The organism is Micromonospora sp. NPDC050795 (genome assembly GCF_044456785.1).
In the GTDB taxonomy this organism is placed as follows: domain Bacteria; phylum Actinomycetota; class Actinomycetes; order Mycobacteriales; family Micromonosporaceae; genus Micromonospora.
Genome location: NZ_JBITGE010000001.1, coordinates 442,254 through 457,659, shown reverse-complemented (window position 1 = coordinate 457,659; position 15,406 = coordinate 442,254). Strand labels below are relative to the sequence as shown.

Here is a 15,406-nt window from a genome sequence, read left to right as displayed (position 1 = left end):
CTTCGGCGGACGACCCTTCGCCGACGCGACAGGCAGCAGCGCGGCAAGCCGCTGCCACTGAGCGTCGGTCAGGTCGTGCCGCCTCGTCACCGCTAAGGTGGCCACGAGGTCTCCGGTATGAAGTTCTAGCTTGGTCGCAGAACCAACTACCGGAGACCTCTTCAGTTGTCGATCACCGCCACGCCGGGACCTTCACCGGCCACCACGACTTATGAAACACGCCTTAGTCGGCGGAGCAGGCTATTCGGGCGAGGTGTTGTACTGGTCGAGCGTCGCCTTGGACGTGGACGCATCCCGAAAAGTCAGCTCCCACGGCCCGGTGTTGACGTCCATGTCCTTGCCGAACCCGACCCACTTCCCGGCCATCCGTCGACCGGTCGGCTCGACCAGTAGCTGGATCGCTCCGTGGTAACGGGCTCCTCGGTAGTAGCCGGCCGCGTCGGTCTGCTCTACCCAGGTGCCGGTGACCACGGCGCCGTCCACGGTCAGATCCATTGACAGCGAAGATGCCGCCGAGCCAGGAAGGCTTCGCACGGTTAGTCGGTCGCCGTGCTGGAGTACGACCACGAAGTGCTGCCCGGCGAAGGATTCTCCCCGGCCACTGGAGTGGTACTGGTAGCGGCTGAGCCAGACGCCCTCGTGCGACCCGTGGACCGCGAGTGGCTTGGGCGTTGGTGTGGCCAGGCCGGACATGGGCGAGGTCAGGTCGTGGCCACCGTGTTGGTCGTCGACGACATCGCCATTGGGTATCGCGGCGAAGCCGAGCAGCGAGACCGGCAGGCCGGTGACGACTTCCAGTGCGCGGGCGTACACGGGCCGGGGTGCGGCGATCGCACCGGACTCCCAGCGTTGGACCAGTCTCTTGTTGGCGTCGTTGGGCTCGCCGACGCGACGGCCGGCGGCCTGGAGCGCGCGGGCGAAGTCGTCCTGGCTCATGCGCATCCCGGTGCGGACCGCGCGTAGAGCGGTGTTCGGGGCATTCATGTTCGCCACAATAGCGATGTGTCGCCTTAATGTCGCCAGCAAAGTACCCGTGTTGTCGCGCTCTGTGCCGTCGCGCCTGCCGACGGATCGGCGTCATTGTGACAAGCAACGCGGCGGCTGAGGCTGCGATGCGCACCAGCAGCGGAGGTGATGATGCCCAGTTCTGACGACGAGCTGGTCAGCCGGGGAGAGCAGATCGACGCGGCCGAACGGGGAGAGGCCAAACGCCGGTTGCTCGCGCAGGCCGAGGCCGAGCGGATACCTGTACAGGAGACGACTCGGGCGGTGCCGGATCGGCGGTGGCGTGGTGGACCGTGATCCGGTGCCGATCGGTCGGCGGGTCGCCTACCTGCGGGTGCGACGGAGATTGTCGCAGCAGTCGTTCGCGGATCGGTTGGGGAAGTCGAAGAGCTGGGTGGACAAGGTCGAGCGCGGGGTCCGTTCCCTGGAGCGGGTGTCGACCATCCGGGAGATTGCGGCGGTGCTGCGGGTCGATCCCGCAGCGCTGCTCGGTCGTGACGTCCAGTCCGCCGGGGCGGCGGAACGTCGCGAGGGAGTGGCGCGGATTCGGGCCGCGCTGTCGGCGTACCCAATGGCTTATGGTCGCCCGGCGGACCGTGACGTGATGTCGCCCGATCGGTTGGCTCGGGAGGTGCGGCACGCGTGGATGACCTACCAGCACGCCCGGTACCCACGTCTGGTCGAGCTGCTCCCCACGTTGGTGACCGAGGTTCACCGCGCCCACGCGCTGAACCCCGAGGCCGGGCGCGCAGCGGTGGTCGAGGCGTATCGGGTGACGGCGGCGCTGCTGGTGAAGCTGGGTGAGGGGAGCCTCGCGTGGCTGGCCGCTGACCGAGCGATGTCCGCCGCCGCCGATGACCGGGTGATGTTGGCCTGCGCGGCGGTCCAGCTCGGGCAGGTGCTGCGGGCATCGGCGCGGGCAGGGGCAGTAATGCTGCCGCCGCTTCCCAGATCGCCAGTGGCACGCCGGAAGCGTTGTCGCTGCGTGGATCGCTGCTTGTGCAGGCCGCCCTGATCGCGGCCAGGGCGGGAGACGAGCGGGTGGTCGGTAACCTGTTCGATGAGGCCGCCGAACTCGCCGCCCGGGTGGGCGACGGGCGCGACCATCACCGGACGGCGTTCGGGCCGACGGCCGTCGAGTTGGCACGGGTCTCCGCCGCCGTGGAGTTGGGCGACGGTCCGCAGGGTGTCGCCCGGCACGAGTTGGCAATCGAACGGGACGGGTGGCGATGGCTGCCGCTCGAGCATCGGGCCGCGCATCTGATCGACGCGGCGCGCGCCTACCTCCAGACGGACGACGCCATCAACGCGGCCCGGGTCCTGCTGCGGGCCGGACACATCGCGCCCGCCGAGACCCACCATCGGCCGGCCGCCCGGGACGTGGTTGCCCAGGCCGCCCGCGACCCGGCCGCCCCAGCCACGATCACCCAGCTCGCCATCAACCTGGGAGTGCTGTGAGCAGGACGGTCCACCCCGATAGATCAACGTGTGTCGAGCGAGAAGATCGCGCCGATCTTGCAGTTTCGGTCGTCAACATGAGTGGATTGCCTGTTGTGTCGCGACAGGAAGTGCAAGATCGTCGAGCAGGGTGAGTTGAGATGCCAGCGTGACGACACCGGCCCCTCGGCGAGTCGGGCGGCACCTGCCGGTCCGCCGGGCGACGTCCCCGATGGCGTACAGCTCGTTTCTGTCCACGACGCCCACTATGCGATCTCAAGCGGCTTGAGATTCAAGCCCTCAGTGGATATGGCAGCTCCGGAGGTCGGCGGCGAGCGCCGAGTCGGAGTTGGGTCGGGGCCAGTACGGCTGAGATGATCGGGGCCATGCGGTTGGAGTCGCGGTGACAGCTGTGCCGGTGCTGTCGGTGCGCGGTTCGCTGGCGGTCTATCCCGGCACATTCAATCCGTTCACCCCCGGCCACGGCGACCTGGTGGCGCGTGCCCGGATGATGTTCGACCTGGTCATCGTGTTGCTGGCGGTGAACGCCGACAAGCAACCAACCGCCGAGGCCACGGCCAGGGCGGCCCGCGTACGCGACGCCATGCCGGCGGCCTGGGGCAATGTCGAGGTGGACACCTGGACCGGGCTGACCGCCGCCTACTGCGCGCGTCGAGGTGCCACGGTCATCGTTCGCGGCGTGCGCACCGCCGCCGACCTCCGCTACGAGTACCAGCTCGCCGCGATGAACGAGCAACTCGGCATCCAGACCGTCTGGCTGCCGCCTCGCCCGCACCTGGCCGCCGTCTCGTCCACTGCCGTACGGGCGTATGACGAGGCGCGGCCGGCCGGCGATGGGCGTTCGAACGGAAGGGGGCGTCGATGACGCGACCAACACTGTTCCTGACGGTAGGGCTGCCGTGCACCGGGAAGACCACCACCGCTCGGCGCATCGAGATCGAGTCGGCGGCACTTCGTCTCACGAAGGACGAATGGGTGAAGGCTCTCTACGGGCCTGAGAATCCGTCGTCGGCTCAGGACGTGATCGAGGGACGACTCATCGAGATCGGGCTGCGGGCGCTCGAACTCGGCAACAATGTGGTGATCGACTTTGGCCTCTGGAGTCGGGACGAGCGCTCCGCCCTGCGCCAGGCGGCAGCAGACCTGGGCGCGCTTGTGGAGCTGCGCTACTTCGAGGTCAGTCCAGTCGAGCAGCGCCGGCGACTGGATCGGCGGCAGGCGGAAGCGCCGCACACCACGTGGCCGATGTCCGACGCGGAACTCGCCGAATGGGCTGCCGGCATCGAGATCCCGACGCCCGGCGAGCTGGATGGCAGCGAGCCTGTCGATGACCCACCTGCTGGTTTCGCGACATGGTACGAGTGGCGGAGACACCGCTGGCCGTCCTCAATCTCCTGACCCGTACATCCTCGACGGGAGCGGACGCGGCTGGCGGCCTGCCAGCCAGCCAGAGGACGGCCACTCCGCCCGACTCGCCAGGTTCACCAGGTAGGTCAACCGGGCGTGACAGCCGAGCTTTCGCCCCGGATCAGGGAACCATCACGACGCCGCCGCGCACCCCGCCCTGGGCCAGCCGCTCGTGGGCGCTCGCCGCGTCGGCGAAGGGGTACACGTCAGCGACCCGGAGCGGGATGTCGCCGCTGGTGACGAGTTTGACCAGTTCGCCGAGCCGGGTTCCGTCCGGTAGCACCTCCAGCGCGAAGGTCCGGATTCCGCGTACCGGCTCCGGGCGGAGCGGGGGCGACGCGGCCACGTAGCCGCCGCCGTCCCGAACGAGGTCCAGCAGCGAGGAGCCGATCACCGCCAGGTCGACGACCGCGTCGAACGTCCCCGTCGGATCGTCGGTGCGGGACAGGAACCCCGCGCCCAGCGACTCGACGAACTCGCGGTCGTCGGCCCCGGCGAGTCCTGTGGCGTGCAGACCGGTCGACCGGGCGAGCGCCAGAACGAACCCGCCGACCTGTCCGGCGGCACCGGTGACGAGCACTGTCGAACCCGCGGGGAGCGCGAGCAGGTCGAGCGCCTGGGCGGCGGCGAGGCCGTTGGTCGGCAGGGTCGCCGCCTCGGTGGCGGGGACACCGGCGGGCGCGGAGGTCAGCCAGGCAGCGTCGAGGACCACGTATTCGGCGTGGGCGCCGGCAGTGGTTTGCAGCCATGGCGAGAAGCCGATGACCTCGTCGCCGACCGTGTACTCGTCGACCGATGGGCCGACCGCGTCGACGCTGCCGGCAACGTCCCAACCGGGCGTGTATGGCAGACCGGTCGGCAACGGGGCCGGGAACCGACCGGAGCGGACCATCAGATCGACCGGATGGACGACCGACGCCGCGACCCGCACCCGTACCTGCCCCGGCCCGGGCTCGGGCACCGGCATCTCGGCCACGTGCAGGACCTCCGGTCCTCCGAACTGTGCATAGCTGACTGCGCGCATCGCCGTCTCCTTCGTGGGATGTCGTTCTCACCACGACCGTACGAATCATCAGCACTGTGAGAAAGTAGGTACCTTAAAGTGCCTAGGGCACCAGGGGAGGGAAGATGGCGACATCGACCGCAGATCAGCGCCGTGAACAGGCGAAACGTGACTACGACGCGTTCCTTGACCAGTGCCCGACCCGTGAGCTGCTGAGCAAACTCACCGACAAGTGGGTCGCCCTGGTGATCCCCGCGCTGGTCGACGGCCCGCAGCGGCACGGCGAGCTCGCTCAGCGCATCGCCGGCGTCAGCCAGAAGATGCTCACCCAGACCCTGCGCACCCTGGAGCGCGACGGACTGGTCACGCGCACCGTCACCGCCTCGGTGCCGGTCCGTGTCGACTACGAGCTCACCCCGCTCGGTCATGAACTGTTCCCGGTCATGATCGCGATCAAGGACTGGGCCGAGTCGCACATGGACCGCGTCTTCGAAGCCCGGACCCGCTACGACGCACGCGCCTGAGATCCCGCGACGCCGATTGCGTCAGAAACCGCCGCAACGTGTCCGCCCGGAGCTGCCTGGTGCGGGCCGCCAAGATCACCGTCGGCTTTGCCGCTGCGCGAACAAGAGATCTTGGACAGTTTCCGTTCCATAATGACGGAAACTGTCCAAGATTCACGGCCCCGGCCACCGCCCCGGCGGACATCGGCCCGGTGGGGTCGTTGATGCACTGAGGGCTCGCCGGATTTGCTTCGTGTGATCCGACACCGCTGCATTGTCACCGCCCCGACGCCGAACCGTCCCGGGCAGCTTCCCGTGACAGAACGCTGCTCACAGCAGGTGGGTGCGGAGGAACTCCAGCTCCAGGGGGAGTAGCCGTTCGGCGGTGCCGTTCGCGGCCATGTGCGTAGCGCCGGTCAGCGGCAGCACGGCGTGCGGTCGGCCGGTGCTCAACAGGGCGGCCGAGAGCCGGAGGGTGTGCGCGGCCACCACGTTGTCGTCGGCCATGCCGTGCACCAGCAGCAACGGGCGGGCGTGGTCCGGGCTGGTGACCGGCTCGGCGGCCAACTCGACCAGCGAGTGGTGCGCGTAGATGTCCTGGCCGTCTTCCGGCAACCCCAGATAACGCTCGGTGTACGCGGTGTCGTACAGCGCCCAGTCGGTCACCGGGGCACCCGCGATTCCGCACCGGAACAGCTCCGGGTGCCGCAGCACCGCCAAGCCGGCCAGCCACCCGCCGAACGACCAACCGCGCACGCCCACCCGTCCCAGGTCCAGGTCCGGGTGCTTGCCGGCGAGCGCGGTGAGCGCGTCGATCTGGTCGGTCAGGATCACGTCGGCGACCCGCCGGTGGATCGCCTTCTCGAACGACGGCGCGACGCCCGGCGTACCCCGGTTGTCGATGGTGACCACCGCGAACCCGGCGTCGGCCCACCACTGCCGCTCCAACCACGCGGCCCGCGCCGCCACGACCTCCTGGTGCCCCGGGCCGCCGTAGATGTCCAGCAGCACCGGCAGCCGCCGGCCCGTCACGTGGTTGTCCGGGTAGAGCACCGCCGCCGGCAGCCGCCGGTCGGTCACCCGTTCGAGCAGCGGCAGCGGAGAATACGGCGGGGCGGCGGCGAACGAGCGCAGCTCGGCGATCTCCTGATCGCCGCGACGCACCGTCCAGCGCACCCCGGCGTGATCCAGCGACGCGACTCCGACGGCCAGCACGTCCCCGCCCACGGCGGCGGTGTACCAGCCGGAGTCGGTGGTGAGCCGACGCGCGTCCACCCCACCGCCGATGGTGGTGCGGACCCGGAACAGGTGCCGCTCGCTCGGCTCGCCGTCGCTCGCCTCCACCAGCAGGTCGGCCGGGCCGGTGGCGGCCGGCAGCCGACCCACCACCCGTCGTACGTACAGCGACGGCGGGGTGAGCAGGGTGCCGTCCGCGAACAGGCATCGGGCGTCGTACCCGTCGTGGGCCAGTTCCCCACCGACCAGTACGCGGCCGTCCGGCAGGTGCGCGGGGGTGCCGGCGATCGGTTCGACCCAGCGCGGATCGGCCAGCTCGGCGTGCACCTGCGTCTCACCGGTGCGCGGGTCGACCGCAAGCACCAGCCCGTGCTGCTGCGAACGGCGTAGCACGGTGATCAACGGAGTGCCCTCACCCCAGCTCACCCCGGTCAGGTACGGGTAGGTCTCCCGGTCCCAGTGCACGTCGACCCAGCCGTCGTCCAGGTCCAGCAGGTGCAGGCTGACCTCCGCGTTCGGCCCACCGGCCCGGGGGTACGCGACGGCGGTCGGCGGGCTCGCCGGCTCGGCCGGGTCGTGCAGGTGCCACCGCTCCAGGCGGGACTCGTCGACCCGGGCGGCGAGCACCGAACGGCTGTCCGGCGCCCACCAGTACCCCCGGAACCGGCCGAACTCCTCCGCCGCGATGTGCTCGGCCAACCCCCAGCTCACCCCGGCGTCCTCGCCGGCCAGCAGGGTGTCGGTGCCGTCGGGGTCGATCACCCGCAGTTCACCCCGACGCACCCCTTCGGCAGCGTCCGTCACGTACGCCAGCCGCTGCCCGCTCGGGTCCGGACGTGGGTCCAGCACCGGGCCGGCGGTCACCACCTCCACCACGTCGCCGTGCACCAGGTCGGCCCGGAACAACCGCCCAGCCAGCGCGAACACCGCAACCCGGCCGGCCGCGTCCAACGCGTACGAGCCGATGCCGGCGGCGCTGAGCCGCAGCCGCTCGCGGAGCGCGCGTTCGCCGGGGGCGAGGGAGCGGACGTCCCCGCCCTCGCCCAGCAGGGTCGCCGGATCGGCGACCAGCCGCTCCTCGCCGGTGCTCACGTCCAACAGCCAGAGCGCGTCCGCCGGATCCTCGGGGCCGGCGGAACGCAGGAAGATCACCCGGGAGCCGTCCTCAGCCACCGAGACAGCGCGTGGCGCGCCGTGGCTGAACCGGCGGGTGCGGGCGGCCAGCTCCGGAAAGTCCACACGCCAAATCGTAGAGCGGGAGCGGGGGTGATGTGGCCGACCTGGGCGGACGCGTCAGCGTTGGCTGGGCCGAACCGCCAGTTAGAGTGACCGTCGTGACGATGCTGCCCGACCGCCGCCTGCTGCTGGTCCACGCGCACCCCGACGACGAGTCGATCGGCACCGGCTCGACGATGGCCCACTACGCCGCCGACGGCGCGCACGTCACGCTGGTGACCTGCACGCTCGGCGAGGAGGGCGAGATCCACGTGCCGGCGCTGGCGCAGCTCGCCGCCGCCGAGGCCGACCAGCTCGGCGGTTACCGGGTGGCCGAGCTGGCCGCCGCGTGCGTCGCGCTCGGCGTCAGCGACCACCGTTTCCTCGGCGGCGCCGGCCGCTACCGTGACTCCGGGATGATGGGGCTCGCGACGAACGAGCACCCCCGGGCGTTCTGGCAGGCCGACCTCGACGAGGCCGCCGGGCACCTCGTGGAGATCCTGCGAGAGGTACGCCCGCAGGTCCTCGTCACGTACGACCCGAACGGCTTCTACGGCCACCCCGACCACATCCAGGCGCACCGGGTGGCCATGCGCGCCGTCGAGCTGGCAGCCGAGGAGGGCTGCGCCCCGCTCAAGGTCTACTGGACGGCCCTGCCGCTCAGCGTCCTGGAGGCCGGCATGACGCATTTCGCGGAGTCGTCCGACAACCCGTTCGGCGGCATCGAGGACATCGCCGACCTGCCCTTCGGCACCCCGGACGCCCAGATCGCCGCCCGGATCGACGGCACCGACCAGCACACGGCCAAGGAGGCCGCGATGCGGGCGCACGCCACCCAGATCCCGGCCAACTCGTGGCTCTACTCGATCGCCGGCAACTTCGGTGGCGAGTTCATGGGCGTGGAGTTCTTCACCCTCGCGCTGGGTGAGAAGGGTCCCGGCGCGGGGCCGTACGGCTGGGAGGACGACCTCTTCGCCGGCCTGCCCACGGAGACCGCCCCGGACCGGTCCCCGGTCGCGGCGGCGGGTTCCCGGTGACCCTGCCGGCCGCACCGATGACGGTCGTGGAGGACCAGGAAGCCCCGCCCCCGGCGGGGCCACCGCCGCGGCTGCTGGACCTGGGCGTCCGGCTGGTCGGTGGGATCGTCGTGGTCATCGCCGGTGTGCTGACCGGCGTACTGGAGCTGCTGCTCGCCACGCTCCGCGTCGGCGGGCACCTGGTCGGCGTGTCGGTGCTCCTCGCCATCGGCGCCAACATCCTGCTGAGCTGGTTCGCGTACGAGGCGGTCGGCCGTCGCTGGGCGGTCGCGCTGCCGGCGGTGCCGTGGTTCGCGCTGATGGCGGTCGCCGCGATCCGGACCAACGAGGGCGACCTGTTGCTGGCTGGCGACAACTGGGTCGGGCTGGCCATCATCGTGGCCGGCGCGATGACCTTCGCGGTGATGGGCTTCCGACAGATCCTCGCCCCACAGCCGACCATGCTCGGCGGCTGACGCCGGGCTGGTTCCGGCCGCTGCCGGGTGATGACGGCTCCCAGGTAAGGGTGGTAGATATTCCTGCCAGGGATGCGAACCCCGCGACGGGGCGTACGGCAGGAGGGTCCGGCGATGGACAAGCGGTGGCGTGACCTCGGGGTGCTCGTTGCGGCGCTGTTCGCGGTCAACGTGGTCGCCCGACTGATCATCCGGCTCGGCTTCGACGGTGACGACACCGCCGCCGACCGGGTGTCGCTGGCGATGTTCACGGTGATCGGCCTGATCCTCGCCGTGGTCGCCTTCCGTTGGGGTCGTCGCCGGCCGCTGGCGGGCTGGGCTGCCGACATGGCCCTCGTGGTGCCGGTGGCGATGCTGCTGACTGTCCTGGTCGGGCCTCTGCTGGTCGGTCACGACCCGTTCGCCGGCGGCGCGGGGACGTTCTTCGCCCAGATCTGGCTCTACCTGCTCGCCAGCGGCGCCGGGTTGCTGATCGGTTATCTGGTGCTCACCGCGCTCGGCCGTGACTACCGCTCTCAGCAGCTCAAGCGGTACGCCGAGGTCAAGGCCGCGAAGCCCCGTCGGGTCGTCCGCCGCTGACCACCGCGCAGCCCGTCGGCCAGGTCGGGCATACGTGCGCGCGGTGCCGGCCGCCTCAGCGAGTCAGTTCGGGGCGACCCGGGTCAGGTAGGTGTGGTGGGTGACGAAGCCGAGCCGCTGGTAGAGCGCGACCGCCGCCGCGTTGCGCTGCTCGACCTGGAGGAACGCGTGCGTCGCGCCACCTGACACGCTCCAACTGGCCAGCTCGTGGATCACGCGGCGGGCCAGTCCCTGGCGGCGGGCCGCCGGTACCACCTCGATCAGGCTGAGGCCCAACCAGCGTCCCTGGCCGGTCACGGTGCCGCGGCCGACGGCCACCAGGGCGCTGTCGGCGTACACGTGGGCGAAGCGGACCTGGCCCACGGCGGTGAGGACGTGTCGGGCGGCGTCCGGCAGGCCGCCCTTGCGGCCGGCGGCGATGGCCAGCCATTCGTCGCTGGGCGCGGCGGCCAGCTCGACGACCGCACCACCCCACCCGTCGGCCTGGCCGCTGGCGGGCGTCGGCGCCGGCAGGGGCAGCGGCGCGGTCTGTACCAGCGTCGGCGGGCGGGTGCCCCAGCCGCGGTCGTCCAGTTCGGCGCCGACCGGGGCGGCGAGGGGCAGCGGCGTGTTGATCAGGGCGGGTTGCCCTCGCTCGGCGTACCAGCGCTCCACCGCGTCGACCGCGGCGGCCAGTGGTCGGTCCGGGTCGCCGATCGGCAGCGCCGAGTTGGCGCGCCCGGTCCAGCCCTCGGCCGACCGGAGCAGCCAGTCACCGAGTCGGCCCCGGGTCGGTGCGGGCCAGGCCTCGTCAGCGGCCCGCTCCAGCGCGACGACCGCCGCGGCGGTCGGCCGACGGGTCGGCGGGACGCGCTTGGCGCGGTGGACCTGCGCCACCGGGACCCGAAGCGGCCCCTGCGCGGTGGCCAGCGTGAGATGAGTCTCGCTCAGCTCGACCAGCTCGCCGAGGGCATCGGAAAATAGTGGGCGGCCTTCGCGAATCCCCACAATCCGGCGGACCACGATTCGGTGTCCCACATCCTGCTGTCGGAGCACGATCGACCCCCTCCCCGGCGAGATACTAGGCTCTTACCGTCGCGGGAGATCGCGGCGAGTCTTGCGGAGGAGAAGACCGGTGACCTACATCATCGCCGAGCCGTGCGTAGATGTGCTCGACAAGGCATGCATCGAGGAGTGCCCGGTCGACTGCATTTACGAGGGCAATCGGATGCTCTACATCCACCCCGACGAGTGCGTCGACTGTGGTGCCTGTGAGCCCGTCTGCCCTGTAGAGGCGATCTTCTACGAGGACGACGTCCCGGAGCAGTGGAAGGACTACACCGGCGCGAACTACGAGTTCTTCGAGGACCTGGGCTCGCCCGGTGGCGCCTCGAAGGTCGGCAAGGTGGAGAAGGACGCCACCTTCGTCGCCGCGCAGCCGCCGCGCGGCGAGGGCCACTGAACCGGCCCGCGCCGGTCTCGTCGCGGCTGCCCGAGTTCACCTGGGACACCCTGGACGCCGCGGCCACGTTGGCCGCGGCGCATCCGGAGGGCCTGATCAACCTCTCCATGGGTACGCCGGTCGACCCGGTGCCCGAGGTGATCCGGCGGGCGTTGGCTGACGCGTCCGACGCTCCCGGTTACCCGCTGACCGCCGGCACCCCGGCGTTGCGGGCCGCCATCGCGGCGTGGGTGTCCCGAGCCTGTGGCGCCGGCGTCGACGGTCTCGGTGTGCTGCCGACCATCGGCTCGAAGGAGCTGGTGGCCTGGCTGCCCACGCTGCTCGGCATCGGCCCGGGTGACGTGGTGGTGGTGCCGTCGGTCGCGTACCCCACCTACGAGGATGGCGCCCGCCTGGCCGGCGCCACAGTCGTCCGTACCGACTCGCTCACCTCGCTCGGGCCGACCCCGAGGGTCCGGTTGGTCTGGGTCAACTCGCCCGGCAACCCGACCGGCCGGGTGCTGCCCGCGGAGCACCTGCGCAAGGTGGTCGACTGGGCCCGCGAACGTGGCGCGGTGGTCGCGAGCGACGAGTGCTACCTGCCCCTGGGCTGGTCGGCCGACCCGGTCTCGGTGTTGTCTCCGCAGGTCAGCGGGGGCAGCTACCCCGGGGTGCTGGCCGTGCACTCGCTCTCCAAGCGGTCCAACCTCGCCGGCTACCGGGCCGGGTTCGTGGCCGGCGACCCGACGCTCGTCGCCGAGCTGCTCAAGGTCCGCAAGCACGCCGGCATGATCGTGCCCGCGCCGGTGCAGGCGGCCATGGTCGCCGCGCTGGAGGACGAGCGACACGCCGAGGAGCAGCGGGAGCGTTACCGCGCCCGGCGGGAGGTGCTCGCCGCGGCGTTCACCGGTGCCGGGTTCACGCTCGAGCACTCCGAGGCGGGCCTCTACCTCTGGCTGACCAGGGGCGAGGACTGCTGGCAGACGGTCGACTGGCTGGCCCGACGCGGCATCCTGGTCGCCGCCGGCGTCTTCTACGGCCCGACGGCCGGGCAGCATGTCCGGGTCGCGCTGACCGAGTCCGACGAGCACATCGCCGGCGTCGCGGCGCGCCTCGCCTGATCGCGGCGCCGGGCGGTCGAGCATGGTGGACAGGCCGGGTGCGCGGGTACGGGCCGCGGTCGTCGGCACCGGCCTGATCGGTGGCTCGGTGCTGCTCCGGATGGTCGCCGCCGGCATCGACGTGGTCGGGTGGGACCCGGACGAGGCCACCCGGCGGGAGACCCGTCGGGTGGGCGTACCCGCGCCGGACCGCCTGGTCGAGGCGGTGACCGGCCGGGACGTGGTCTTCCTGTGCGGACCGTTGCCCACTCTGCCGGCGACGCTGGTCGAGGTGGCGGCGATGACCGGTGAGCGTTGTGTGCTCACCGACGTCGGTAGCACCAAGGAGCAGGTGGCGGCGTTCGCCGCCGCGCACGGGCTGACGCACCGGTTCGTGCCCGGTCACCCGATGGCGGGCACCGACCGGGCGGGCTTGACGGCCGCACGCCCGGACCTGCTCACCGGCGCGGCCTGGGTGCTCTGTCCGGCGCCCGGCCCGGCCACCACCGCGTTCCGTTGGCTGGCCGAGCTGCTGGTGGAGGTCTTCGAGGCCCGGGTGGTGCCGATGTCCGCCACGGAGCACGACTCGGCCGCCGCGCTCGCGTCACACGTGCCGCACCTGCTCGCTGGCGCGCTGGCCGGCGCCGTGCAACGCGCACCGCTGCGCGACGCGATCCTCGCGCTCGCCGCCGGCAGCTTCTCCGACGGCACCCGGGTCGCCGGAACCCCGGCCGATCGGACCGCCAACATGCTGCTCGGCAACCGGGACCGGGTGCTGCGTGAGCTGGCCGAGGTCACCGCGTTCCTGGACGACCTGACCACCGCGCTGCGCGCTGAGGACGCCCCGGCGCTGACCGCACGCTACGACGAGGCGCGGGCCTCCCGGGTGGCGCTGCGCGACCGGCGGTTCGACGTGGACGACAGACAGTTCCCGGCCGGTGGCGACCACGCCGCAGAGGTGTCCTGGTTGCGCGAGCTGGGGGTGGCCGGCGGCTACCTGGCCGGCCTGCACGTCGACGGGGACACCATCTCCTACGCGGCGCGGCGCCCCGTCGCTGGCTAGGCTGAGGGGCATGGCGATGGACGGTCCGGTGGTGCAGGTGCGCGGCGAGGCGTACCGGGAGGTGCCTCCCGAGCTGGCCCGGTTCGCGGTCACCGCGACAGCCCGCGACCGGGACCGGGAGGCGACGCTGACCCGGTTGGCCGAGCGGGCCGCGGCGGTCCGGGTGCTGCTGGACGGCTCCGGGCCGGCGGTGGCGCGGCGGGAGACCGGCGACCTGCGGGTGCGGCCGGAGACCCGGCGCTCGGGTGAGCGGGTGGTCGCCTGGCACGGCAGAGTCACCACCACCGTCACTGTCACCGACTTCACCGCGCTGGGTGAGCTGATGCTCCGGCTCGCCGACCAGGACCAGGTCGAGGTGGCCGGCCCCTGGTGGGAGCTTCGCCCGGACAGCCCCGCCCACCGTGCGGTTCGGCACGCCGCGATCAGCGACGCGCTGCTGCGGGCCCGAGAGTACGCGGAGGCGCTGGGCGCCCGGGTCACCTCGTTGATCGAGCTGGCCGACGCGGGTCCCGCCGACCGACCGATGTTCGCCGCTGCGGCCTTCGCTCGAGGCGGTGGCGCGGGCGGTGGTCCGCCGGAGCTTGAGCTGGACCCGCAGCCGCAGACCGTGCAGGCGGCGGTGCAGGCGCGGTTCACCATCAGCGACCCGGTTCTGGGCTGATGCCGCCGGCCGGGGTGCTGTCCGTCGACGAGTTGGTGGCGCGGGCGTCGGCGCTCGCCGAGGCCGGCCCGCGACAGCTGCTCGGCATCGCCGGCGCACCGGGCGCCGGGAAGTCCACCCTGGCGGAACGGATCGTCGCCGAGATCGGGCCGGCCGCCTGCCTGGTGCCGATGGACGGTTTCCACCTGGCGCAGACGCAACTGGTGCGCCTGGGCCGCGCCGACCGCAAGGGCGCCGTGGACACCTTCGACGCCAACGGGTACGTCTCGTTGCTGCGCCGGCTGCGCCGATTGGAGCCGACGTCGGTCTACGCGCCGGAGTTCCGCCGGGAGTTGGAGGAGCCGGTGGCCGGCGCGATCGAGGTGTTGCCGTCGGTCCGGTTGGTGGTGACCGAGGGCAACTATCTGCTGTTGCCGGCTTTCCCCTGGCAGGAGATCCGACCACTGCTGCACGAGGCATGGTTTCTCGACCTGGACGCGGAGGTGCGGCACCGCCGGCTGACCGCCCGGCACGAGGCGTTCGGTCGCTCTCCGGAGCAGGCGCGGGCGTGGGCACTGGGCAGCGACGAGTCGAACGCCGCCGTGATCACCCCCACCGCCGACCGGGCTGACCTGGTCGTCCGCCTGTCAGATCCACCGACGGTCTAGCCGAGTTCGCGGACCGGCCGGGCCGGGTTGCCGACGGCCACCACATTGGCGGGCAGGTCCCGGGTGACCACCGCGCCCGCGCCGACGACGGTGTCCGCGCCGATCGTCACGCCGGCCAGGACTATCGCGCCACCGCCGAGCCACACGTTGTCGCCGATGGTGATCGGCTTGGCCGCCTCCCACTTGTCCCGTCGCGGGCCGGGTTCGACCGGATGCGTCGGGGTGAGCAGCTGCACGTTGGGGCCGACCTGGACGTCCGCGCCGAGGGTGATCGGAGCGACGTCGAGGAAGACCGCGTTGTAGTTGACGAAGCTGCGGGGGCCGATCCGGATCTGCCAGCCGTAGTCGCAGTAGAACGGTGGGCGGATCCAGGTGTCCTCGCCGAGTTCGCCGAGGAGTTCACGCAGTGCCGTGATCCGGGCCTGCGGATCGGCCGCCGGGGTGGTGTTGAAGCGCTCCATCAGCCGGGCGGCCCGGTCCAGATCGGCGATGAGTTCGGGATCGTCGGCGATGTATGGCTCGCCGGCGAGCATTCTGTCCTTCATGGAGGTCACCGCCCGATCATGCCGGCCGGTTCGTCGGCTCGTGGCGGGTCCGTCACTTTCTGGCCTTCTTTT

20 protein-coding genes are annotated in these 15,406 nt (G+C 71.6%); 14 read left to right on the top strand and 6 right to left on the bottom strand.

Annotation, left to right across the window (positions count from 1 at the left end; genetic code table 11):
- Positions 1–105, bottom strand: a 105-nt coding sequence (locus ACIBEF_RS02300; protein ID WP_396790451.1) for a transposase, incomplete at its 3' end; no start/stop codon positions are given.
- Positions 106–240: 135 nt separating this feature from the next.
- Positions 241–984: a helix-turn-helix domain-containing protein gene (locus tag ACIBEF_RS02295; protein WP_396790403.1), complete on the bottom strand. Its 744-nt coding sequence runs from the start codon at positions 982–984 to the stop codon at positions 241–243.
- A gap of 153 nt (positions 985–1,137) precedes the next feature.
- Here ACIBEF_RS02295 and ACIBEF_RS02290 point away from each other — a divergent pair, with 153 nt between their 5' ends.
- From ACIBEF_RS02290 to ACIBEF_RS02270, 5 genes are all read left to right on the top strand, one after another.
- Complete coding sequence (locus ACIBEF_RS02290; RefSeq protein ID WP_396790401.1) at positions 1,138–1,302, top strand: hypothetical protein; 165 nt, start codon at positions 1,138–1,140, stop codon at positions 1,300–1,302.
- On the top strand, positions 1,289–2,020 hold the full coding sequence (locus ACIBEF_RS02285) for a helix-turn-helix domain-containing protein (protein ID WP_396790400.1): 732 nt from the start codon (positions 1,289–1,291) through the stop codon (positions 2,018–2,020). The genes ACIBEF_RS02290 and ACIBEF_RS02285 overlap by 14 nt, the downstream gene beginning before the upstream one ends.
- Positions 2,005–2,463, top strand: coding sequence for a hypothetical protein (locus ACIBEF_RS02280; RefSeq protein ID WP_396790398.1), 459 nt, complete (start codon positions 2,005–2,007; stop codon positions 2,461–2,463). Before ACIBEF_RS02285 ends, ACIBEF_RS02280 begins: the two co-directional genes overlap by 16 nt.
- A 382-nt stretch (positions 2,464–2,845) precedes the next feature.
- Positions 2,846–3,328 carry a pantetheine-phosphate adenylyltransferase gene (coaD, locus tag ACIBEF_RS02275; protein ID WP_396790397.1) on the top strand — a complete coding sequence of 161 codons (483 nt, stop codon included), beginning with the start codon at positions 2,846–2,848 and terminating at the stop codon, positions 3,326–3,328.
- A complete protein-coding gene (locus tag ACIBEF_RS02270; RefSeq protein WP_396790395.1) occupies positions 3,325–3,861 on the top strand; it encodes an ATP-binding protein in 537 nt (178 codons plus the stop codon). The genes coaD and ACIBEF_RS02270 overlap by 4 nt, the downstream gene beginning before the upstream one ends.
- Positions 3,862–3,991: 130 nt before the next feature.
- On the opposite strand, the gene ACIBEF_RS02265 is transcribed toward ACIBEF_RS02270, so the two are convergent.
- A complete protein-coding gene (locus tag ACIBEF_RS02265; protein ID WP_396790393.1) occupies positions 3,992–4,894 on the bottom strand; it encodes an NADP-dependent oxidoreductase in 903 nt (300 codons plus the stop codon).
- Positions 4,895–4,998: 104 nt separating this feature from the next.
- Between ACIBEF_RS02265 and ACIBEF_RS02260 the strand changes: the two genes are divergently transcribed.
- Complete coding sequence (locus ACIBEF_RS02260) at positions 4,999–5,397, top strand: winged helix-turn-helix transcriptional regulator (protein WP_396790391.1); 399 nt, start codon at positions 4,999–5,001, stop codon at positions 5,395–5,397.
- A 309-nt stretch (positions 5,398–5,706) separates the two neighbouring features.
- On the opposite strand, the gene ACIBEF_RS02255 is transcribed toward ACIBEF_RS02260, so the two are convergent.
- Positions 5,707–7,851, bottom strand: coding sequence for a prolyl oligopeptidase family serine peptidase (locus tag ACIBEF_RS02255; protein WP_396790389.1), 2,145 nt, complete (start codon positions 7,849–7,851; stop codon positions 5,707–5,709).
- Positions 7,852–7,937: 86 nt separating this feature from the next.
- On the opposite strand from ACIBEF_RS02255, the gene mshB reads away from it, so the two are divergent.
- From mshB to ACIBEF_RS02240, 3 genes are all read left to right on the top strand, one after another.
- A complete protein-coding gene (mshB, locus tag ACIBEF_RS02250) occupies positions 7,938–8,864 on the top strand; it encodes an N-acetyl-1-D-myo-inositol-2-amino-2-deoxy-alpha-D-glucopyranoside deacetylase (RefSeq protein ID WP_396790387.1) in 927 nt (308 codons plus the stop codon).
- A gap of 17 nt (positions 8,865–8,881) precedes the next feature.
- Positions 8,882–9,319, top strand: a complete 438-nt coding sequence (locus ACIBEF_RS02245; RefSeq protein WP_396790385.1) for a hypothetical protein — start codon at positions 8,882–8,884, stop codon at positions 9,317–9,319.
- 114 nt (positions 9,320–9,433) lie between these two features.
- Positions 9,434–9,898: a hypothetical protein gene (locus ACIBEF_RS02240; protein ID WP_366608126.1), complete on the top strand. Its 465-nt coding sequence runs from the start codon at positions 9,434–9,436 to the stop codon at positions 9,896–9,898.
- Between the two features lie 63 nt (positions 9,899–9,961).
- Here the strand turns inward: ACIBEF_RS02240 and ACIBEF_RS02235 are convergent, their stop codons facing one another.
- A complete protein-coding gene (locus ACIBEF_RS02235; RefSeq protein WP_396790383.1) occupies positions 9,962–10,933 on the bottom strand; it encodes a GNAT family N-acetyltransferase in 972 nt (323 codons plus the stop codon).
- Positions 10,934–11,012: 79 nt separating this feature from the next.
- Between ACIBEF_RS02235 and fdxA the strand changes: the two genes are divergently transcribed.
- From fdxA to ACIBEF_RS02210, 5 genes are read left to right on the top strand one after another with little or no spacing between them, the layout of a single operon-like run.
- Complete coding sequence (gene fdxA / locus ACIBEF_RS02230; protein ID WP_030490464.1) at positions 11,013–11,339, top strand: ferredoxin; 327 nt, start codon at positions 11,013–11,015, stop codon at positions 11,337–11,339.
- Complete coding sequence (gene dapC / locus ACIBEF_RS02225) at positions 11,336–12,439, top strand: succinyldiaminopimelate transaminase (RefSeq protein ID WP_396790448.1); 1,104 nt, start codon at positions 11,336–11,338, stop codon at positions 12,437–12,439. The genes fdxA and dapC overlap by 4 nt, the downstream gene beginning before the upstream one ends.
- 22 nt (positions 12,440–12,461) lie before the next feature.
- Positions 12,462–13,481 (top strand): prephenate dehydrogenase, encoded by a 1,020-nt coding sequence (locus ACIBEF_RS02220; RefSeq protein ID WP_396790381.1) that lies wholly within the window; start codon positions 12,462–12,464, stop codon positions 13,479–13,481.
- Between the two features lie 10 nt (positions 13,482–13,491).
- Entirely contained in the window at positions 13,492–14,142 is a 651-nt protein-coding gene (locus ACIBEF_RS02215; RefSeq protein ID WP_396790379.1) for an SIMPL domain-containing protein, read from the top strand.
- Positions 14,142–14,789: a nucleoside/nucleotide kinase family protein gene (locus ACIBEF_RS02210; RefSeq protein ID WP_396790377.1), complete on the top strand. Its 648-nt coding sequence runs from the start codon at positions 14,142–14,144 to the stop codon at positions 14,787–14,789. Before ACIBEF_RS02215 ends, ACIBEF_RS02210 begins: the two co-directional genes overlap by 1 nt.
- On the opposite strand, the gene ACIBEF_RS02205 is transcribed toward ACIBEF_RS02210, so the two are convergent.
- The gene (locus ACIBEF_RS02205) at positions 14,786–15,343 is read right to left on the bottom strand and encodes a sugar O-acetyltransferase (protein ID WP_396790375.1); all 558 of its coding nucleotides are present in this window, start codon (positions 15,341–15,343) and stop codon (positions 14,786–14,788) included. The two genes, ACIBEF_RS02210 and ACIBEF_RS02205, sit on opposite strands and share 4 nt — an antisense overlap.
- Positions 15,344–15,406 lie beyond the last annotated feature (63 nt).